Genomic DNA, 20,125 nt, shown 5'->3' on the forward strand with positions numbered 1-20,125 from the left:
CCTCGGGGGCGGGTGCCGGCGGGGCGGTTGCCGAGCAAGCGTGCGGCCCTCACGCCGTCGGGCCGCGCCCCCGGTCCCGCAGGACCGCCACGCCCACCGCCGCCGACAGCGCCAGTCCCGCCGACACCGCCAACGCCACGTCCGCGCCCCGTGCCGCGCTCCCGGCCGACGCGGTGAGCGCGATCGTCAGGGCCACGCCGGCGCACGAACCGATGTAGCGGAAGGTCTGCTGCGCACCCGAGCCCATCGCGGCCCGGGTCATCGGCACCGACTCCACGGCGAGCAGCGGCAGAGCGGCGTTCAGCAGACCGCTCCCCATGCCCGCCACGACCAGGCCGGGCAGCAGCCGGGGCCAGGAGCCGGCCCCGACCGCGCCCAGCATCACCAGCACCCCGGCCGCGTGCAGGACGAAGCCGAGCGCCAGCTGGTGGCGGTGCGCGACGCGGTCACCGAGGTGACGGGTCAGCAGGGCCGTCACGAAGGAGACACCGGACCAGAGGAGGAAAAGCCATGCCGTGCCCATCGGTGACACCCCCGTCGCCTGCTGGATCAGCGCCGGCAGGAAGCTGAACAGGCCGATCACCGCGAGCCCGGTGAACAGACCACCCGCGGAGGAGGCCAGGAAGAGCGGGCGGCGCAGCAGGGTCAGGTCGATCATCGGGGTCGCGGCGCGGCGTTCCACCAGCACGAACACGGCCGTCAGCCCGACCGCCGCCGCCAGCAGCAGGACGACGGGGGTCCGCAGCCAGCCGCCCCGCCCCAGGGTCAGCGCCGCCACCAGCGCGATCAGCGCCGCTCCGAAGGCCGCGGCACCGGCGAGATCCGGCCGCCCGGCACGTGGGGAGCGCGACTCCGCGAGGCCCCGCACCCCGAGGAGCGCCACGATCAGCGCGACGACGCCCAGGACCCCGTACGACAGGCGCCAGGAGGGCATCGCCCCGGAGAGCAGCGGGCCCACCGCGCCGCCGCCGCTGACGGATGCGCCCCACACTCCGGTGGCGTGCATCCGTGCGCGCGGGGTGGGGAAGGCGTGGACGATCAGGCCCAGGCCGCTGGCGAGGAGCGCCGCGCTCGCCGCGCCCTGCGCGACACGGGCGAGCGTGAACAGCCAGGTCGACGTCGCGCATCCGCCGAGGGCGGTGGTGAGACCGAGGACGAAGGTGCCGGAGACGAAGATCCGACGGCGGCCGTGATCGTCGGCGAGGCTCCCCGCGACCAGCAGCAGGGCGGCCAGGCCCAGCGGGGTGCCGTTCAGCAGCCATGCCTGCGCGGACAGCGGGGTGTGCAGGTCGGCGGCGGTCTCGGGGAGCGTGACCGTCGGCGCGGTGTACGTCATCAGGGCCACCGCGGTGGCGGCACTGGTCAGGGCGAGGGTGAGACCGGGGCGCGGGGGCGCGTCGGGGCGGGACCGGTCCTCCTTCGGTGCGGCGGTGCCGCCGGGAGCGAGCGAGGAGCAGCTCCCCGTCTTCCCCTCGACGTCGGTGCCGGTAGCTGTGTCGTTCACGGGTGTCCGTCCTTCCGGGCCGCGGCTGGACCGCGGACACGATCGAGGAACGCCTCACTGGGCAGGTCAGTTCACTGACTGAACCGATCAGGACTGAGGCTAGCACCCTAGGTTCATTCACTGAATCGACGCACAGGAATTGGTTACAGTGGTCTGCATGACACTGGGCAAGGACTACGCGAAGCAGGAGTGCTCGATCGCCCGCGCGCTGGAGGTCGTCGGCGAGCGGTGGACGCTGCTGGTGGTGCGCGACGCGCTCTACGGCGTCCGGCGCTACAACGACTTCCTCGTCCACCTCGGCATCCCGCGCGCCGTCCTGGCCAACCGCCTCCAGACGCTCACCGCCGAGGGAATCCTCGACAAGCGCCGCTACCAGGAGTCGCCGCCCAGGGACGAGTACGTCGTCACCGACCGCGGCATCGCCCTGTGGCCCGCCCTGCGCGCCCTGTCGATGTGGGGGCGCGACAACTACGACCTCGTACCCCTGCGGATCTTCCGGCACGCCGACTGCGGCACCGAGCTGGGTCCGTACGGCGAATGCCCCGCCTGTGCGACCGTCGTGGCCGTGGCGGACGTCGAGATGCTGCCGGGCCCCGGGCTTGATCCCGACCCTGCGGACCCGGTCAGCCGGGCGCTGTTGCGGCCGAAGCGGCTGCTGCAACCGGTGGTCACCGACACCGTCACGGCGGGGTCCGAGTAAGAGGAACACCGACGGTCCGTACGAGCCGGTGGTCCGTGCGGGCCGACGGTCCGTACGAGCCGGTGCTCCGTGCGGGCCGACGGTCCGTACGAGCCGGTGCTCCGTGCGGGCCGACGTTCCGTACGAGCCGGTGCTCCGTGCGGGCCGACGGTCCGTACGAGCCGGTGGTCCGTGCGGGCCGACGGTGGCCGCCGTGCGGCACCGGGGTGTGCGGCACCGGGGACCGACTCGGTCACGGGAGACGCCGAGCCATAGGATCTGGGCTGCCGGGACGGCAGTGCCTCGCGCACGGGTGCGCCTGCCCACACGGCTGTCCGGGCACGACGGGCGAGGGCGCCACCGCTGGTGTCCTCCCGGAGGGAGCGGGGATGGCGGAGAGTCCGGCAGCGGGGCGCAAGGACGGTCCGACGGCGCCCCAACTGCGCCTGGACGAGCTGCTGGAGGGTCTCCAGGCGCAGGTGGCGCAGGTGCGCGCGACCCGGGACCGGGTGCACACACTGCTGGACGCGGTCCTCACCATCGGCTCCGATCTGGACCTCGACGTGGTGCTGCGGCGGATCACCGAATCCGCGGTGGCCCTGGTCGACGCCGAGTACGGGGCGCTGGGGGTGCTGGGCGACGAAGGGCGGATCAAGCAGTTCATCGTGGTCGGCATGGACGAGGGGACGATCGGGGCGATCGGCCCCTACCCCGAGGGCCACGGCATCCTGGGGCTGCTGATCAGGGAGCCGCAGCCGCTGCGCCTCGCCGACCTCGGTACGCACCCCGCCTCGGTGGGCTTCCCCGAGGGGCATCCGCCGATGACCACGTTCCTGGGAACACCGGTGCGCGTGCGCGACCGTGTCTTCGGCAACCTGTACCTGACCGACAAGCGCGACGGGGCGCAGTTCGACGACGAGGACGAGGCGGTGCTGCGCACGCTCGCCGCAGCGGCCGGCGTGGCCATCGACAACGCCCGCCTGTACGAGGACTCGCGACGCCGGGAGCAGTGGCTGGCGGCGAGCAGCGACCTGACCCGCAGTCTGCTCTCGGGCACCGATCCGGGCCAGGTGCTGCACCAGGTCGCCGCCACCGTACGGGCCCTGGCCGGGGCCGATCTGGTGACCGTGGCGGTGCCCCTGGACGGCGGTGACGACGATCTCGTGATCGAGGCGGCCGACGGGGAGGGCTCCGAGCGGGTGTGCGGGCTGGTGCTGCCGCCCGCCACCCTGGCCGCGCAGGTCTACCGCTCCAACGAGCGGATCGCCAGCGGCGCCCTGTCGGAGGAGCCTCAGGAGGGCGGCGGCTCGGCGGGAGAGATCGATCTGGGGCCGGGGTTCCTGCTTCCGCTGGGCGGCCAGGAGCACGCCCGCGGAGTGCTCCAGGTCGCCGGCCTGCCCGGCCGGCAGGAGTTCTCCGACGCCACCATGGCCATGATCAGCGGATTCGCCGATCAGGCCGCGCTCGCCCTGGAGATCGCCGAGCACCGGCGCGAGGCCGAGCAGCTCATGGTCCTCTCCGACCGCGACCGTATCGCCCGTGACCTGCACGACCTGGCCATCCAGCGGCTGTTCGCCTCCGGGCTGACCCTCAACTCGGTCCTCGGCCGGATCGCCGACCGGCCCGAGGTGGCCGAGCGTGTCCAGCGGGTGGTCGACGACCTCGACGACACCATCAAGACGGTGCGCGGCACGATCTACGCGCTGTGCCAGCGGGACCGTCCCGGCGGGCGGGGCGAGCTGCGGGCGAGGCTGCTGGCCGAGACCGACCGGGCCGCCGGCGCGCTGGGCTTCACCCCCGCCCTGCGGATGACCGGCCTGCTGGACACCGTCGTACCCGCCGAGCACGGCGAGCACCTGCTGGCGGTGTTGCGCGAGACCCTGTCGAACGCCGCCCGGCACGCGCACGCCACCTGGATCGAGGTCACCGCCGCGACCGACGGCAGTCGGCTCCGGCTGCGCGTCGCGGACGACGGAACCGGTGTCGACCCCGCCGTCACCCGCCGCAGCGGCCTCGACAACTGCCGCCGACGCGCCACCGACCTCGGCGGCAGCTTCACCCTCCGGCCGAACGCGCCCGCCGGCACCGTCGTGGAGTGGACGGTGCCCCTTCCGCACGGTCGGCGGCCCGAGCCCGGCTTCACGACGGACGTCAGCGTCGTTCCGACGTGACGGGGCAGCCGCCTTCCGGGCGGTGAGGACATCGGTACCGACCGCGTTCCGGCCGGTGAGGACATCGGTGCCGACCCCGGGTTCCGGCCCATGGGGACATCGGTACCGACCGCCCTCCGGCCGGGAACGGCGTCGGTGCCCGGCCGGTACAGCCTCGTGGGGGCCGCATTCGGCTGTTCGGCCAATGAAAAGGGATGCCGTGCCGGGCGTCGCGGGCGTCGAAGGTATTCGACCTGTGATCATGAAGCGTTCAGGGAAAGTGACCGACGCGGAGCTTCAGGTAGCGGGGGCGGATGTGCCACCGCCGTGGGGCGCTCGCGGGAACGCGCGGTAGGTGATGTGGTGGACTGGTTGACCTCGCTGCCGGCGGTGGTGCTGGTTGTGGGCGGACTCCTGCTCGCCTTGCTGGTCGCGGCCGTGGCGCGGGTCGGCGTCCGGGCCCTCGTACCGGTCGGGGAACGGGATCGGGTGCCGCAGATCGCCACGCCCCTGATGCCGACACTCGGCGCTGCCTTCGCGATCTTCGCGGCACTCTCACTGGCCAGCGAGGCCGGCTACCTGCGCGCGGCCGAGGGGTTGGTGAGCGACGAGTCGGCCGCTGCCTCCCGCCTGGCATGGGCGGCGACAAGTCCGCGGGTCCGGTCGGAGCCGATCCACGCGGCACTGCTGGACTACTTGAAGACCACGCGTGTCAAGGAGTGGGAGGGTGCAGCAGCGTCGTCCGGTGCCGACCCGGCCACCGCACGCGCGATCGCACGGCTGGAACGGACCGTGCGCGCCGAGGCGGCCCGGCCCGATGTGGGAACCCCGACAGGCACGGAACTGGTGGTTTCCCTGGACGGTGTCACCAGTAGTCGTCGCGCCCGTGTCGCGGCCGCCTCGCGCGATGTTCCCGCGCTCTACGTCGTCACGCTCGTGGTCAGCGGACTGGCCTTGATCGTGAACTCCGGTGCACTGGTCTTCCGCAGCAGCCTGCGAACGTCCCTGCTCATCGTGGGTGTGGCGAGTGTGGTCGGGCTGAGCCTGGCGTTGCTCTTCGCGCTCAGCGCGCCCTGGAGCGGACCGCTCGTCGTCAGTGGGCATCCACTCGACGCCACCATCGAGGACCTGAAGTCCGGCTTCTTCCACGGCGGGTCGTAGGAGGCGGCCGCGATCGGTCCGCCGACGACTGATCACCGGCTGCCGTGACCTGCGGACATCACCGAGGCGGCAGGCTCACTGAGGTCGCCGGCCGAGGAGGCAGAACTCGTTGCCTTCGGGGTCGGCCAGGACGACCCACGACTGATCACCCTGGCCGATGTCGACATGCCGCGCGCCGAGAGCCACCAGGCGGGCCACCTCGGCGTCCTGGTCGTCGGGAACGAAGTCGAGATGCAGTCGGCTCTTGGCCTTCTTGGGCTCGTCGAGCCGGACGAACTCCATCCCCGGCAGTCGATCCGGCGCCGGGCGGATCGCGAACTCCACGTCGGAGGAGTGAACCACCACCCAGCCGAGGGCCTCGGCCCACCACTGTCCCAAGGCCACCGGATCAGCCGAGTGGACGACGACATGTCTCCATTCCAAGGTCATCCGGCGAGTCTAAGGAGCCTCCGGCGGATCATGCCAGCCCCCGCGAGGCCCGTCCGGCACCGCGGACTCGCATCGTCCGTCGTTGCCGTCCGCTCGTCCTCACGCGGTGGTGTCCGCGGCGCGCTGCTCGGGCCGGCGGCCGCCGCGCCGTTCGGGCCGGCCGCCCTCGGCCGCGGCGCGGACGCCGGTGAGGGTGTGGACCAGCGCCACGGCGGCCACCACCGCGAGAAGGACGAGACCGACCGCGTACGAGCCGTACTCGCCGTACAGGGAGCCCATCACCAGCGGCGGCAGGAAGCCGCCCAGGCCGCCCGCGGCGCCGACCACTCCGGTCACCGAGCCGACCCGGTCGGCCGGGGTCAACAGGGCCACCAGGGCGAAGACCGCTCCGCTGCCCGCGCCCAGCGCGGCGGCCATGGCCAGGAAGGCGAGGGTGCCCACCGGGGCCGGCGCCGGGGTGAACGACTGGACCACCGCCGCGGCCACGACGACGGCGAGCGAGCCGGCCAGCACCCGGACAGGACCGGTACGGTCCGACAGCCAACCGCCGGCCGGACGCATCGCCACCGCCAGCAGGACGAACCCGGCCATCCGGTTCGCGGCGTCCGCCTGGCTCAGGCCGTAGCCGGTCCTGAGGCAGGTGGGCAGGTAGACGGAGAAGGCGACGTAACCGCCGAACGCGACCGCGTACAGCGAGGCAGGGGCCATGGGGCCCCGCCGGTGGACGGACGGTCCTCGGGTACGGGCCCGGACGTCCCTCCGCCCGGCCCGCGCACGGCCCACGCCCGGCCCGCGCACGGCACGGCCTTCGGGGCCCCCGCGAGTCGGCGGCGGCCGCCGTCCGCGCGGGGTGAGGGGGTAGGGCCGGTCGGCCCTACCCCCTCACCCCGGCCGCTGGGACGCTGGACCGATGTTCCAGAACGACGCCTTCGGTCCACTCGACCGACAGGAGTGCCTGCGCCTGCTCGCCGAGGTGCCGGTCGGCCGCGTGGTCTACACCCGGCAGGCACTGCCCGCGGTCCTTCCCGTCAACTTCTCCCTGGACACGGACGCCTCCGTCCTGCTGAGCACCTCACCCGGCTCCGACCTCGTCCGTGCCGTGGACGGCGTCGTGGTCGCCTTCGAGGCGGACGCGTTCGACGCGGCGACCCGGTCCGGCTGGAGCGTGGTCGTCACCGGACGGGCCACCGTGGTGACCGATCCCGCCGAGCACGAACGGCTGTCACAGGCCGGGCCCGCGTCCTGGATGCCCCTGCACGGCACGGTGTTCGTACGGATCGAGTCCGAGATGGTCACCGGCCGCGAACTGAGGCGGACGCGCGGCACGCGGTGAGGCGCGGGGGCGGCAGCCGACCGGCCGGCGGATGCCGGCGCCGGCCGACGGGTCCCCGTTACGGAGCACCGGACCCGTTGTGGGGCCGGCCGACGGTACGGAGTCAGTCCGTCGGCTCGGTCCGTGCAGCGCTCCACGAGGAGGAGGCGGCCGGGTCCGGCCGCGTGGCGGGAGCCGGTACCTCCTCCGTCGACGCGCGGGGTGTGCGGACGCCCTCCGGACCGTGGCCGAAGCGGATCAGCAGCTGCGGGCAGCACCCCCGCCTCGATCCGGCCATCGCCGCCCGCAGGTCCGGCCACTCCATCGCCTGGTGGAGCATGGAGGTCCGCACTCCGCGCCGGGTCGCCGTGAGCAACAGGTGCTCCAGCGCCTGGCCCGCCCGCAGCCAGTCCTCCCGCCGGTCGTGAGACGTCCACAGCAGGGCCACCTGGGCGTGGCGTTCGAACCGCAGGGCGGGCAGCTGGGGGACGGGCAGACGGCCCGTGAAGTCCCGTACCGGCATCCGTCCGGACGCGTCCCGGGGGCCCAGGGCGGTGAGGGGTATGCCGTAGGGGGCGTCCGTTCCGGGAGCGGTGAGCCAGGCGCATGCCTCGGTCACGCGGGCCGGATGGACGGCGTTGCGCGCTTCCGCCACCTGGGTCAGACGCAGCAGGCGCCGGGTCCCCGGGATGCCGGGCACGTCCAGGTGGGCGCCCTCGGCCCGGGCCGAGCCGGTCATCTCGGTCACGACCGGGTCGGGCACCGGGCGCCCGGTGAACGGCATCCGGCTCGTGTGGCGTCGCTCGATCGTCTCGTACAGCTCGCCCAGGGGCAGCCGCACGTCCGCGGTGGGCACGGCCAGTCGCACCGTGGCCAGCAGGTCCGGATCGCCGGTGGTCGGCAGCAGCCGGACGACGGGACGCCAGCCCAGGTGCGCGGCGGCCACCCGCAGGTTGAAGACGGCCGCTCCCACCGACAGGTGCTGGGCGCGCAGATGCGGATCGGCCATCGGCAGCTGCCGTCGCCGGTCGAGCCGGACCTCGATCGAGCGGCTCTCCGGATCCAGGCCGAACCGCCAGGGCTGGCTGTTGTGGATCGACGGCGCCGCCACCGCCGCGGCCAGCAGGGTCTGAACGGCTGTGGCGTCGACTTCCCGGGTCTGCATCACGGCTCCTCCACCAGGCTTCTTCTCCGCTCCGTCCACCCTGCGCCGGGTCTCCTCCCCCGGGGGAGGGTTGGCCGGCCCCACACCGGGGGGCCATAAGGCCTCTTCCGGCGACCGGGGGCCGAGGGGACCATGTGGCGGGGCAGGGCGGCCGGAGGGGCAGTGGCCGGGGCCGGGAAACGGAGTGGCCGTCTCCTCGGTCCGGCACGACTGGTACGCCGATCTGCCGATCGCCTCCCCGCAGGTCTTCGGCGACCAGACCGACGTGCCGGAGGAGGCGGACTGGTGGAACGCGGGCTATCTGTTCGCGCCTCCGGGCGCCTTCGTGCCGCCGACGCCCGCCGCGCCGAGCCGTGTGCCACCGGCCCTGGTCCCACCGACGTGTGCCCCACCCGCCCCGCCGAGCCGTACGGAAGGTCCTCGATGAACGCCCCGCTCCCGCCCTCGGCCGTCGCTCCGGCGGGCGGCGCCGATCTGCTCCTGTGGGTCGCGGTCCCGAGCGCCCCGGTCGGATACCTGGCCCGGCCGTACCTGGTCTACCGGCGGCGGGTCCGGCCGCCCGGTGCCGGCCGGACCCGGCCGGCACCGGGCTCGCGGGGGGCCGCATGAGCCGGGAACCCGCGCTCGCGCCGGACGCCGGCCGCTGGACGCCGGCACTGGAGCCGCCTGCCCCGCCCGGCGGCGCCGCATCCCGCCGGACGGGCCGGGCGGGAGCGGGCCGGGGGCGGGTGGGGCGCGCGGGCCGGGGGCGGGTGGGGCGCGCGGGCCGGGGGCGGGTGGGGCGCGCGGGCCGGGCGCGAACGCGCCCGAGGCGGGCGGGCCGGGCACGAGCGGGCCCGAAGCGGGCAGGCCGGGCAGGAGCACGCCCCCAGCGGGCAGGCCGCCTCGCCTCTGGCCCGCGGCGGGTCGCCGTGCGGCGTCGCGGTGTCAGTGGCCTTCCTGCCTGAACCGGTCCTGGGCCTGGGTGGCGATCACGGCGGCCTGGACGCGCCGCTCCACCCCGAGCTTGGCCAGCAGCCGGGAGATGTGGTTCTTCACCGTCTTCTCCGCCAGGTAGAGCCGGCGGCCGATCTGGCGGTTGGTCAGTCCCTCGCCGATCAGAGCCAGGATCTCCCGCTCCCGCGCGGTCAGGCCGGGCAGGGCGTCGGGTTCGGGTTCCGGCTCCTGGCCCTGGCGCAGGCGGGCCATCAGCCGGGCGGTGGCGCTGGGGTCGAGCAGGGACTGGCCGGCCGCCACCGTGCGCACGGCCGACACCAGGTCCGAGCCCCGGATCTGCTTGAGCACATAGCCGGACGCCCCCGCCATGATCGAGTCCAGCAGGGCCTCCTCGTCGTCGAACGAGGTCAGCATCAGACAGGCCAGCTCCGGCATGCGCGAGCGCAGCTCCCGGCACACGGTCACCCCGTCGCCGTCCGGCAGGCGCACGTCCAGCACCGCCACCTGGGGGCGCAGCGCCGGGACGCGGACGAGGGCCTGCTCGACCGTGCCCGCCTCCCCGACGACCGTGATGTCCGGCTCGTCGTCCAGCAGGTCGTGCACGCCGCGCCGTACCACCTCGTGGTCGTCCAGCAGGAAGACCCGGATCGGGTGGTCGGGTCCGGGCCGCTCACCGTCCGCCATCGAATGCTCCTTGTTCCGCGTTCCGCGCTGTCCGAGCTCCGCGTTCCGCGCTGTCCGATTCCCGCACCGGGTTCGGCCCACGGGGCACGACCGGTCCTTGCTCGCCTGTCACCGATCCTGCGTGATCCCGGGCCGCGGGGCCAGGGCCGGTCGGCCCTACCGCCCCCGCGGATTCCTGCTCCGCGGCGTCGGAGGACGTGATGCGCCGCCGCCGCACCGGCGCCGCCGCGACCGCCCGACCGGCCCCGGACACAGGAGGCGGGGTACCGGCACCGACGCGCCAGGGCGGTCGGCCGTCGGGACGACGGCGGCGGTGCGGTGGACGTTCACCGACGTGGGTCCGTGGGCGGCACGCCGGGCCCGGTCGGTGACGGTCCACCGATCGGGCCGGTGTGCCGCCCGCCTCCGTGCGTCATCGCCGCGATCGTCGCGGCGACCAGGCCCATGTAGCCGAACATCGGCTTGCGGGCGAAGACCGGGATGACCTCGGAGACGATGCCGAAGAACGGCAGGGCCAGGATGTACACCTCGGGATGGCCGAAGAACCAGAACAGGTGCTGCCACAGCAGTGCCCCGCCGTTGGCCGCGCCGAAGACATGGCTGCCAAACCTGTGGGCGCACTCCAGCGCGAACAGGGCCGCCGCCAGGACCGGGAAGACGATCAGGATCAGCAGCGTGGTCAGCAGGACGTTCCAGGTGAAGATCGGCAGGCGGAACATGGTCACGCCGGGGGCGCGCATGCAGACGATGGTGGTGATGAAGTTGACCGCGCCCAGGATCGAGCCGAAGCCGGAGAGCGCGACACCCATGATCCACAGGTCGGCGCCGAGGCCCGGTGAGTGGACGGCGTCGGAGAGCGGGGCGTACAGGAACCAGCCGAAGTCGGCGGCGCCGCCCGGGGTGAGGAAGCCGGCCGCGGCGATCGACGAGCCGAACAGGAAGAGCCAGTAGGCGAGCATGTTCAGCCGGGGGAAGGCGACGTCCGGGGCGCCGATCTGCAACGGCATGATCCAGTTGGCGAAGCCGGTGAACAGCGGCATGGCGAACATCAGCAGCATGATCGAGCCGTGCATCGTGAACGCCTGGTCGAACTGCTCGTTCGACATGATCTGCAAGCCGGGCCGGGCGAGTTCGGCGCGCATCATCAGGGCCATCACACCGCCGACGATGAAGAACACGAACGCGGTGACCAGGTACAGCGTCCCGATCTTCTTGTGATCGGTGGTCGTCAGCCACTCCACCCACGACGGCCGGTCCGCCGCCCGCGACGGCCGGTCCGCCGCCCGCACTGCCGGTCCGGCCTCCTCGCGGGGCGTGAGGCGCGTCGGCGTCTCGCCCGTGTGCTTCGCCTGGTCCGGTGGCGCTTCGTCCATGGGACGACGTCCTCCCCATCCGCTCATGCCGTTCACGGACCGGGAGGCGCCTCAGGTGCGGGGGACAGCGCGGCGCCTCCCGGCCGCCGCCACATGATCGTCTCTGGGACCCCCTGCCCTGACAGGGCCGAACGGCCCCCGCACCGGCCCCACGACGGGGCCCAACGGCCCTTGTCGGCCGAGGAGCGGCAGTCGGTGGCGCCGCGGGTCCGCCGGAGAGCTCTTGGTCCCGAGGTGGCGCCGGTCCGCCGCCCCGGCCGGTCGCCCCCGACCCGTGGAGGGACGGGCACCGCGGGGTCGCGCCCGGGTACCCTGCGGCCTGGTAGGTGCGCGTGAGGCACGGTGATCCGTACGGGGAGAGGGTGCGCGGGCGGTGGACGGCGAAGAGCTGGTCGCGGTGGGCAGTCTGGTGGTGGCGGCCATCGCCGCGGTGTTCGCCTGGTTGCAGGCGCGCTCCGCCCGGCAGGCTGTGCGGCGGGCGGAAGAGGCCGTCCGGGTCGCCGAGCGGGCGAACCTCCTCGCCGCGCAGGCGAACCGCCTCGCCGAGCACGCCAATCGCCAGGTCGCCGATCTGGAGAAGCGCAATCAACTCGGCCAGCTGCGCGCCGTGCTGCGCCAGGCCGCGGCCGACGCGTACTCGCCGGGGCTGAACCAGCTGCGCTGGGAGAGCGCCTACCGTACCGAGGTCCAGGCGTCGCTGGCCGGCCTGCACGCCCAGCTCCCGCTGTGTGCCGCCCTGTTGAACACGCCGCTGCCCGGCGCGCAGGCGCTCGCGCACGCCGTCCAGGAGACAGCGGCGGTCGCCGAGACCACCGAGGTGTCCGCCGCGTGACCACGATCCCCGGCATCCGTCCCGGCGGCGGCCCGGACTGGGGCGCGCCCGAACGCCGGTTCCGGTCCGAGCAGACGGCCCTCCGTGAACAGTTCGCCCCGCAGCGGGTACCGCTCCTCGCCCGGTCGTACGCCACCGACGTGCTGCTGCCGATCGTCCAGGACATGCGCGCCTCCGGTGCGGGCGGCCTGCTGTCGATCGTCGCGGAGGCCGGATCCGGCAAGACCGTCCTGCTCGGCCACCTGTTCCAGCTCCTGTGCGACAGCGACGGCGACGGCGACGGCGACCGCAACAGCCGCAGCGACAGCGACAGCGACAGCGACAGCGACAGCGACAGCGACAGCAACGCCCATAACAACGGCAACGGCATTGGCAACGGCAACGGCGAAGACCGCGCCGGCGGGGGGCCGGGCGGTGCGCTCGGGCCGCCGCCGCCCGGCCCCCCGCCGGCCCCCGCCGTCCTCGTCCGCTGCGACCAGGTCGTCCTCCCCGACGCGTCGCCGGCCCCGCCCGCGCCCCGCCCCGGCGAGCCGCTGCCTCCCATGTCCCCCACCGCACTCCTCGACCACGCCTTCGGAGCGGCGGCCGGGTCGGGGCTGCTCACGGCGGCCGTCCAGCAGTACGCGGGCGAGCACCCCGTGCTCCTCCTGGACACGCTGGACCTGCTGCTGTCGCCGCGCTGGAGCAAGCCGCTGGGCTCGTACCTCTCCGAACTCGTCGACATCGGCATCACCGTGGTGCTCACCTGCCGTCCACGGGACTACGAGGACCACGCGAACGGTCTGATCCCGGCCGTCCAGGGCAACGGGCGGATGGCGGTCCTCAAGGACGTGCCCGCCCTCGACGAGGACGAGATCGTCGACTTCACCCGGCAGTTCCTCGCCGACCGCGGCATCCCCCCGGCCGTCGGCGAGGAGGAGTTCGGCGGGCGTCTCGTCGCACTGTCCGCCGGCGGCGCGCACGTCCGGCTGCGGCGGCTGCTCAGCAGCCCGCTCCTCCTCGCCATGGTGTGCGAGGTCTTCGGGGAGACCGGCGGGCACGTCCCGCAGGACCTGACCACCAGCGGCCTGTACGCGAGGTACTGGGAGGAGAAGGTCTCGCGCACCCGGCTCACCGGGTCCCCCGACGCGTCGGACCAGCGGATCGAGGACAAGGAGACGCTCTGCCGCCGTATGGCGGCCTTCCTCTGGCACGCCTCCCGCACCCGCTCACGCTTCCACGACCGCGTCCCCGCGGCACGGCTGACCGGGAGCGCGGCGGGCACCGGCGCCGGCCGGATCCGGGCGGCGCTCAGGGAGCTGTGCGACGACGGGTTCCTGAACACGGTGGAGCGCGGCCAGGTCGTCGAGTTCCGCCACCAGACCCTCGCCGAGTACGCCGTGGCCCAGTGGCTGGTGGAACTCGACGACGAACGGAGCGCTTTCTACGACGAGCTGCGCGAGCGTCCCGCGGAGCGCGGCTTCGCGCTGCCCGTGCTCCGCCACCTGGTCGGCATGGAGGACACCCTTCACCAGCTCGACGACGTCTTCCCGCTGCTGCCCCTGGGCGACTTCGGCGTCTTCCGCAACACCGCGTTCGCCGTGGCGAACTGCGGCAACGACACCTATGTGACCGCGCTGGCGGCCGAGGCCACGAGCCGGATCGACCAACGGCTGCGCTCGCTGTGGGAAGCCCTGGAGACCGTCGCCGGACGGGGCCTCGCCGCCGCGCGGGCCGCCGCCCTGCAGGGGCTGCGCGAACTGCCGTACGTCCAGGTCGCGGAGGCGGGCGGTCTGTACGGGCTGCTGGCCGTCCGCCGTGGCGAGGGCGGGGAGGCCGTCGATCTCGCGGACGGTGTCCGTGCCGTGCACGGCCGGCGGGCGGACTGGCCGCCCCTCGGGACCACCGCCGCCCGGCAGCCCGACCAGGTGCTCCAGCTGATGCTGGACCCGGCGCTCGCGGTCGGCGCGCCGGTCTCCGCCGGGACCGTCCGCGCGGTCGAGGAGGACTTCGCGCAGGCCGGGCGCGCGACGCGGGAGGCGTTCGTCCGGCTCCTGCTCGCGCCCGGTACGCCCCCCGAGCACACCGCCGCGTTCCTGCGGTTCCTGTGGTCGCTGCCGGCGGAGGTCCACGTCCCGCGCGCGGCGGGAGCGGAGTTCGTCACCGGCGCGATGCTCGGCACGGGCCGCACGCCCGAGGCGGTGCTCGACGCGCTGATCACCGACCTCGACGGCTGCCCCGACGGCCGGCTCGCCCAGCACGCGGCGGTACGGCTCGTCGCCGCCCGTCCCGCGCTGCGCGACCGGCTGTGGCCCCACCTCGGCTCGACGGCCGGCTCGGCGGACGCCCGGCTGCGTGCCGCCAACGTGGTGGGCGATCTCTGCGCCGATCCGGCCGTCGCCTCGGACACGTTCGCCCGGCTGATCGCCATGGACGTCGGCCCCCGTACGGACGACGGCACGGGCACCGCCGGGCCGCCGGGTGCGGACGGCGCACCAGGGGACGACGGCGACGGAGCCGCCGTGCTCTACGGCATCGGCCAGCGGGTGCTTCCCTCCCTCGCCTCGCCGGACGAACGGGCCGAGCTGGGGCGGTGGCTGGCACGGCTCGCGCCGCCGACGCGCCGACGGGGCAGGGAGCCGGAACGCCGCCGGGGAGACGCGCCCGACCGCGACGCCCTGCGCGACCTGCCCCTGGACACGCTGGTGGAGGTCGCCGCCGACACGGCGCACGACGTCACGGCCCGGCTGGCGGCCGGGAGCCTGCGCGCCGCCTCGCAGCAGGGCACCCTGCTCACCGCCGGCCAGTGGCACACGCTCCTGGCCTCCCGCTGGTCCGGCACCCGCCGCTCGGCGATGACCCTGCTCGACACCCTGCTGCGCGCGCAGGACCCCGCCGCCGGCCTGGTCGCCCCCGCCCTCCTCAGCTGCGGCGGCGCCGACGCGACGCCGGGCGAACGGCAGACGCGCTACACGGCGCTGGACAGCTGGCTGCGCGGCTACCCCGAGGGGGCTCGGCCGTACCTCGGCACCCTGCGCGAGGTGCTGCGCGGGGCCGCCGAGAACGGCGGCTGCGCGGGCGAGCCCGCCAAGGCATGGGTGGCGCTCACCAGGACCTGCTTCGAGTCCGCCCTGAAACTCCCCGAGGAGCGGCGCGCGTTCGAGGCCCGCGCCGCGTTCGGGGTGTACGGCGCGGCGGCCTCGGCCGGCACGCTCCCCACCCGGGGGCCGGCCGCGGCCCTGGGCGTCAAACTGCTGGTACGCGCGGTGAACCACGGCGTCGTCACCCCGGAGGAGCTCGCCCGGCTGGCCCGTTCCTGGCGGTGCGGCGGGCAGTGCACCGCGGTCGGGGCGCTCGTCCAGACGGCGGGCGGGGGCGCCTGGAGCCCGCTGCTGCGCGCGCTCCTCGACGACGGTGTGTTGTGCCGTGACGCGGTGGCCGCCCTCGTGCGTCTGCGCGAGACCGACTGACCCCGGCCGCCCCGCGTCGCGGGAGCGAGGCCCGGGGGGACCACGCCCGGGACGCGGACGGACCACGCCCGGGACGCGGACGGCGGCGGGCGGTGCGGCGGCCGTGCACGGCGGCCCGCCGCACGGGCGAGGGCGCCGATCCGCCGGCCCGCCGGTCCGTCGATCAGCCCGTCAGGTGCCGTTGCAGCCAGTCCGCGGCGGCACGGCGGAACAGCCGCCGGTTGTCGGCGCGCTGGAAATCGTGCCCCTCGTTGAGCAGCGTGAGCAGTTCGGCGGTGCGGCCGTGTTCGCGTGCCGCCCGTACGAACTGCTCCGACTCCCGCGGCGGGACGTTGGTGTCGTGTTCCCCGTGGACGGCGAGCACCGGCACGCGCAGCGCGTCGACACGGCTCATCGGCGACAGGGAGTGCAGCAGTGCGCGGTCGCGTTCGGGGTGGCCGTACTTGTGGGCCGCCGACTGCGCGATCCATGGTTCGGTGCCCTCGAAGAACGTCGCGAAGTCGGACATGCCGCAGACCGCCACCCCGGTGCGGAACAGGTCGGGATGCCACACCAGGGAGGCGAACGTGAGGTAGCCGCCGTAGGAGCGGCCCATGACCGCCAGCCGGGACGGGTCGGCCGGGCCCGCCGCCACCGCGTGGGCGGCGCAGTCGGCCACGTCGTCCAGTGCCGCGAACCGGCCCGTGCCCAGGTCGGCGTCGACGAACGACCGCCCGTGGCCGGACGACCCGCGGACGTCGGGCGCGAAGATGTCCAGTCCTCGTCCCAGGATCTCGTGGTAGAGCGGGTTGAAGACCGGGCGTTCCTGTTCCTCGGGTCCGCCGTGCAGATGGATCACGCAGGGCGCCGGTTCGGCCGGCCCCCGTCCCGGCGCACGGTAGTACCAGCCGTGCAGGGGCAGTCCGTCGCGTGCGGTCGGGCGCAGCGGGAAGGGCCGCACGGGCGGGCGGCCCGGGGGAACGGCGTCCTCGTCCCGGGACGACCACGGGGTGCGCAGCAGTGACACGCCCTCGGGGAGCCACCAGACTCCGGGGCGGCGCTGCGATCCGGACAGGGCCAGTGCGAGCCGTCCGGTGCCGGCCGGCACGATCCGGGTGACCACCTCGTGGGGCAGGGGCACGGGTCGCGGCGGCCCGGTGAGCGGTTCGGTGAGCGGTTCGGTGAGCGGTTCGGCCGTGCCGGGCGGGTGCGTGTCGACGATCTCCAGGTCGCTCGCGCCCCGGACGTTCCAGGCCAGGACGGCGGCACGGCCGTCGTGGGCGAAGCCCAGCAACTCCAGGTCGCCGCCGTCCCGCTCGGCCGCGACGGACCGGCCGAGCGGACGGCCCTCGGGGTCGAGGCCGACCGCGAGCAGGGCCGCGAACTCCCGGTCGAGGTCGCTGCGCAGCCAGAGGACGTCCGCCCGGGGCGAGAACCGGCCGATCCACGGGTCGCCGTCGGCCACCGGCACGACCTGTGTCGTGGCGAGGTCGGAGGTGCGGATCACCACCGCCTCGCGCCGTCCGCGGGGTCCACGGCGCAGGAGCGCCAGCCGGCCGTCGCGGCTGAGGTCGCACACGCGCAGGGTCGCGGCGTCCGTCTCGGTGGCGAGGAGCACCGCGGCGGCCACCCCGTCGGGGTCGATCAGGTAGGCGGACAGACCGTCGCCGAAACCGGCCGTCGGGGCGGTCCGCGCGGCCGGCGGGTCCAGGGAGGCCGTGGCGCCGGGGGGCGCGGAGGGGGACGGCGTCCCGGGTCCCGTCCCGGGTCCCGTGCCGGTGAGGGGTGCGGCGCCGAGGAGCACGGCGTCGCCGCCGCGGCCGGACCAGCCGGCCGGCAGGCGGTCGGCGTACGCGCCGGACTCGGCCGGAACGCTTGCCGCGGTGTCCCCGGACCGGGGCGCGGGCAGGTCGGTCGGGACGGCGACGGTGACCGCGACGGCCGATCCGTCGTGCGCCCAGCAGCCCAGGTGGGCCGAGGTGCCCGGCTCGGCCCCGGCCAGGATGTGGCGGTCGGTGCCGTCGGGGCGCACGCACAGCACCCGGGTGTGCTCGCCGCCGCCGGGGGCCGTGGTGTACGCGATCCAGCGGCCGTCGGGCGACCAGGACACCTCACGGACGGGGTCCGGTTCCGAGTCGAGCAGCCGCACGTCGTCGCCGTCCACGGGCCCCGTCCACACCTGGGGCACACCGCCGCGGTCGCAGACGAAGGCCACCCGCGCCCCGCCGGGATCGGCCGAGGGGTACCAGCAGCCGTGGGCGGTGAGCCGCGTCGTGGCGTCGCGCGGGCCGGAGGCGTCCGGCAGGGGCACGCGGGCGGGGGCGGCGAAGGCGGTGGACGGGGTACGGCCGTCCGCGCCCGCCGGGGCCCGGCTCGGGCCCCCCGCCGGGCCGGCGGCGGGGGGCGGGCCGGCGGCGGCCGCGCGGGGAGCGGAGGACGGGCCGGCAGCGCCCGCGCGCGGGCCGCGCACGTCCCCGCCGCGCACGTCCCCGCCGCGCACGTCACCGCCGTACGCGTCCCTGTCGCGGGCATCCCCGCCGCGCACGTCACCGCCGTACGCGTCCCTGTCGTACGCGTCCCTGTCGCGGGCATCCCCGCCGCGCACGTCCCCGCCGTACGCGTCCCTGTCGTACGCGTCCCTGTCGTACGCGGCGCGTCCGTCGGTCATGTTCCGTGCGTCTGAAGCCATATCTCCAGCAAAGCCGCCTGCCACAGCGCGTTCGCTCCGCGCCGGGTGCGGTGTTCGTCGGGGGCCGCGAGGAGTTCGTCGAGGTAGGCGTCCCTGAAGAGCCCGCGCCGCCGCGCCTCGGGGGCGTTCAGCGCCTCCCGCACCCGGTCCAGGACGGGCCCGGCCATGTGGGTGATGGCCGGGACGGGGAAGTAGCCCTTGGGACGGTCGACCACCTGGTGGGGCAGCAGCTTGCGGCCGGCCTCCTTGACGACGCCCTTGCCGCCGTCGGCCAGCTTCAGCTCCGGCGGACAGGCGGCCGCCAGCTCCACCAGGTCGTGGTCCAGGAAGGGCACACGGGCTTCCAGGCCCCAGTCCATGGTCATGTTGTCGACCCGTTTCACCGGGTCGTCCACGAGCATGACGTGCGTGTCCAGCCGCAGCGCCGCGTCGAGCGAGGTCTCCGCGCCCGGCTCCGCCATGTGCGCGCGGACGAAACCGCCGGAGACGTCGTCCGGCAGCAGCATGTGCGGCTGGAGCATCCCGGCGAGGTCGGCGTGCGGCCGGTCGGCGTAGGTGTCGGTGTACCGGTCGGCCGCCCGGTCGCGGGAGGCCGAGGCCAGGCGGGGGTACCAGTGGTAGCCGGCGAACACCTCGTCGGCGCCCTGCCCGCTCTGGACGACCTTCACCTCCTTGGCCACCTGCTCGGCCAGCAGGTGGAACGCGACCACGTCGTGGCTGATCATCGGCTCGCTCATCGCCGCCACCGCGCCGTCCAGCGCCGCCGACACCCGCTGGGAGGGGACCTTCAGCTGGTGGTGGTCGGTGGCGAACTCCCGGGCCACCAGGTCGGAGTACGCGAACTCGTCGCCCTCCGCGCCGCCTTCCGACTCGAAGCCCACGCTGAACGTCGCCAGGTCCCGCTGCCCCTCCTCGGCCAGCAGGGCCACGATCAGGCTGGAGTCCAGACCGCCCGAGAGCAGGACGCCGACGGGCACGTCGGCGACCATCCGCCGGCGTACGGCGGTCCGCAGCGCCTCGAGCACCGCGTCCCGCCATTCGCTCGGGCCCATGCCCGCGTGCTCCGGGCGCCGGGTGTACGAGGGCTGCCAGTAGCGGTGATCGCGGTGGCTGCCGTCCGGTTCGACGACCCGTACGGTGGCGGGGGGCAGCTTGCGCACCCCGGCCAGCACGGTGCGGGGCGCGGCCACGGTCGCGTGCCAGCTGAGGTACTGGTGGACGGCCACCGGATCCAGCGAGGTGTCGACGTCGCCGCCCGCGAGCAGGGCCGGGAGCGACGAGGCGAACCGCAGCCGGCCGGGGGTCTGCGCCAGGTACAGCGGCTTGATGCCGAGCCGGTCGCGGGCCAGGACCAGCCGGCCGGTCCGGTGCTCGACGAGGGCGAAGGCGAACATGCCGTAGAAGCGGTCGACGCAGGCGGTGCCCCACTCCCGGTACGCCGTCAGCACGACCTCGGTGTCGGAGGTCGACCGGAAGCGGTGACCGAGGGACGTCAGCTCGTCACGGAGTTCCTGGTAGTTGTAGACGCATCCGTTGAAGACGCCGGTGACGGCCTGACGGGCATCGGTCATCGGCTGGGCCCCGGACTCGGACAGGTCGATGATCTTCAGTCGCCGGTGAGCCAGCGCGACGGCGCCCTGGGACCAGACGCCCTCGCCGTCAGGGCCACGGGCGGCGAGCCGGTCGCTCATGCGCTCCACGGCCGCGAGGTCGGGCCGCTCGCCGTCGAAGCGGATCTCCCCGCTCAGGCCGCACATCACGCACCACCTCCCCGGGGCGCGTC

Annotated in this window: 14 protein-coding genes and 2 pseudogenes; 8 read left to right on the forward strand and 8 right to left on the reverse strand. The window is 74.7% G+C overall.

What is annotated here, in order from left to right:
- Nucleotides 1-49: 49 nt before the first annotated feature.
- Nucleotides 50-1,366 (reverse strand): MFS transporter, encoded by a 1,317-nt coding sequence (locus ACIP67_RS26640; protein WP_401695458.1) that lies wholly within the window; start codon nucleotides 1,364-1,366, stop codon nucleotides 50-52.
- Between the two features lie 295 nt (nucleotides 1,367-1,661).
- Here ACIP67_RS26640 and ACIP67_RS26645 point away from each other — a divergent pair, with 295 nt between their 5' ends.
- From ACIP67_RS26645 to ACIP67_RS26655, 3 genes are all read left to right on the forward strand, one after another.
- Nucleotides 1,662-2,204 carry a winged helix-turn-helix transcriptional regulator gene (locus tag ACIP67_RS26645; RefSeq protein WP_401695285.1) on the forward strand — a complete coding sequence of 181 codons (543 nt, stop codon included), beginning with the start codon at nucleotides 1,662-1,664 and terminating at the stop codon, nucleotides 2,202-2,204.
- 368 nt (nucleotides 2,205-2,572) lie between these two features.
- Entirely contained in the window at nucleotides 2,573-4,354 is a 1,782-nt protein-coding gene (locus tag ACIP67_RS26650; protein ID WP_401695287.1) for a GAF domain-containing protein, read from the forward strand.
- Nucleotides 4,355-4,705: 351 nt separating this feature from the next.
- Complete coding sequence (locus tag ACIP67_RS26655; protein ID WP_401695289.1) at nucleotides 4,706-5,494, forward strand: hypothetical protein; 789 nt, start codon at nucleotides 4,706-4,708, stop codon at nucleotides 5,492-5,494.
- A 75-nt stretch (nucleotides 5,495-5,569) separates the two neighbouring features.
- On the opposite strand, the gene ACIP67_RS26660 is transcribed toward ACIP67_RS26655, so the two are convergent.
- Both ACIP67_RS26660 and ACIP67_RS26665 read right to left on the reverse strand, forming a co-directional pair.
- A complete protein-coding gene (locus ACIP67_RS26660; protein ID WP_401695291.1) occupies nucleotides 5,570-5,923 on the reverse strand; it encodes a VOC family protein in 354 nt (117 codons plus the stop codon).
- 99 nt (nucleotides 5,924-6,022) lie between these two features.
- Nucleotides 6,023-6,622 (reverse strand): annotated as a pseudogene (locus tag ACIP67_RS26665) (MFS transporter); the annotation flags it as partial.
- A gap of 211 nt (nucleotides 6,623-6,833) precedes the next feature.
- Here ACIP67_RS26665 and ACIP67_RS26670 point away from each other — a divergent pair.
- Complete coding sequence (locus ACIP67_RS26670; RefSeq protein ID WP_401695293.1) at nucleotides 6,834-7,256, forward strand: pyridoxamine 5'-phosphate oxidase family protein; 423 nt, start codon at nucleotides 6,834-6,836, stop codon at nucleotides 7,254-7,256.
- Between the two features lie 103 nt (nucleotides 7,257-7,359).
- On the opposite strand, the gene ACIP67_RS26675 is transcribed toward ACIP67_RS26670, so the two are convergent.
- A complete protein-coding gene (locus ACIP67_RS26675) occupies nucleotides 7,360-8,400 on the reverse strand; it encodes an Acg family FMN-binding oxidoreductase (RefSeq protein WP_401695295.1) in 1,041 nt (346 codons plus the stop codon).
- Between the two features lie 184 nt (nucleotides 8,401-8,584).
- Here ACIP67_RS26675 and ACIP67_RS26680 point away from each other — a divergent pair, with 184 nt between their 5' ends.
- Both ACIP67_RS26680 and ACIP67_RS26685 read left to right on the forward strand, forming a co-directional pair.
- Complete coding sequence (locus ACIP67_RS26680; RefSeq protein WP_401695468.1) at nucleotides 8,585-8,827, forward strand: hypothetical protein; 243 nt, start codon at nucleotides 8,585-8,587, stop codon at nucleotides 8,825-8,827.
- Nucleotides 8,824-9,009: a hypothetical protein gene (locus tag ACIP67_RS26685; protein WP_401695297.1), complete on the forward strand. Its 186-nt coding sequence runs from the start codon at nucleotides 8,824-8,826 to the stop codon at nucleotides 9,007-9,009. Before ACIP67_RS26680 ends, ACIP67_RS26685 begins: the two co-directional genes overlap by 4 nt.
- A gap of 318 nt (nucleotides 9,010-9,327) precedes the next feature.
- Here ACIP67_RS26685 and ACIP67_RS26690 read toward each other — a convergent pair whose 3' ends face one another.
- The gene (locus ACIP67_RS26690; RefSeq protein ID WP_401695300.1) at nucleotides 9,328-10,020 is read right to left on the reverse strand and encodes a response regulator; all 693 of its coding nucleotides are present in this window, start codon (nucleotides 10,018-10,020) and stop codon (nucleotides 9,328-9,330) included.
- A gap of 419 nt (nucleotides 10,021-10,439) precedes the next feature.
- Nucleotides 10,440-11,393, reverse strand: a pseudogene (locus ACIP67_RS26695) (cbb3-type cytochrome c oxidase subunit I); the annotation flags it as partial.
- Nucleotides 11,394-11,766: 373 nt separating this feature from the next.
- On the opposite strand from ACIP67_RS26695, the gene ACIP67_RS26700 reads away from it, so the two are divergent.
- The gene (locus ACIP67_RS26700; RefSeq protein ID WP_401695302.1) at nucleotides 11,767-12,225 is read left to right on the forward strand and encodes a hypothetical protein; all 459 of its coding nucleotides are present in this window, start codon (nucleotides 11,767-11,769) and stop codon (nucleotides 12,223-12,225) included.
- Nucleotides 12,222-15,674 (forward strand): hypothetical protein, encoded by a 3,453-nt coding sequence (locus tag ACIP67_RS26705; protein WP_401695304.1) that lies wholly within the window; start codon nucleotides 12,222-12,224, stop codon nucleotides 15,672-15,674. The genes ACIP67_RS26700 and ACIP67_RS26705 overlap by 4 nt, the downstream gene beginning before the upstream one ends.
- Nucleotides 15,675-15,837: 163 nt before the next feature.
- Here the strand turns inward: ACIP67_RS26705 and ACIP67_RS26710 are convergent, their stop codons facing one another.
- Together ACIP67_RS26710 and ACIP67_RS26715 are read right to left on the reverse strand one after the other, a co-directional pair.
- Entirely contained in the window at nucleotides 15,838-18,321 is a 2,484-nt protein-coding gene (locus tag ACIP67_RS26710) for a S9 family peptidase (RefSeq protein WP_401695306.1), read from the reverse strand.
- Nucleotides 18,318-20,099 (reverse strand): N-acetylglutaminylglutamine amidotransferase, encoded by a 1,782-nt coding sequence (locus ACIP67_RS26715; protein ID WP_401695308.1) that lies wholly within the window; start codon nucleotides 20,097-20,099, stop codon nucleotides 18,318-18,320. Before ACIP67_RS26715 ends, ACIP67_RS26710 begins: the two co-directional genes overlap by 4 nt.
- Nucleotides 20,100-20,125 lie beyond the last annotated feature (26 nt).

Origin of the sequence: Streptomyces sp. NPDC088812, assembly GCF_044750285.1 — a bacterium.
Lineage (GTDB): Bacteria > Actinomycetota > Actinomycetes > Streptomycetales > Streptomycetaceae > Streptomyces.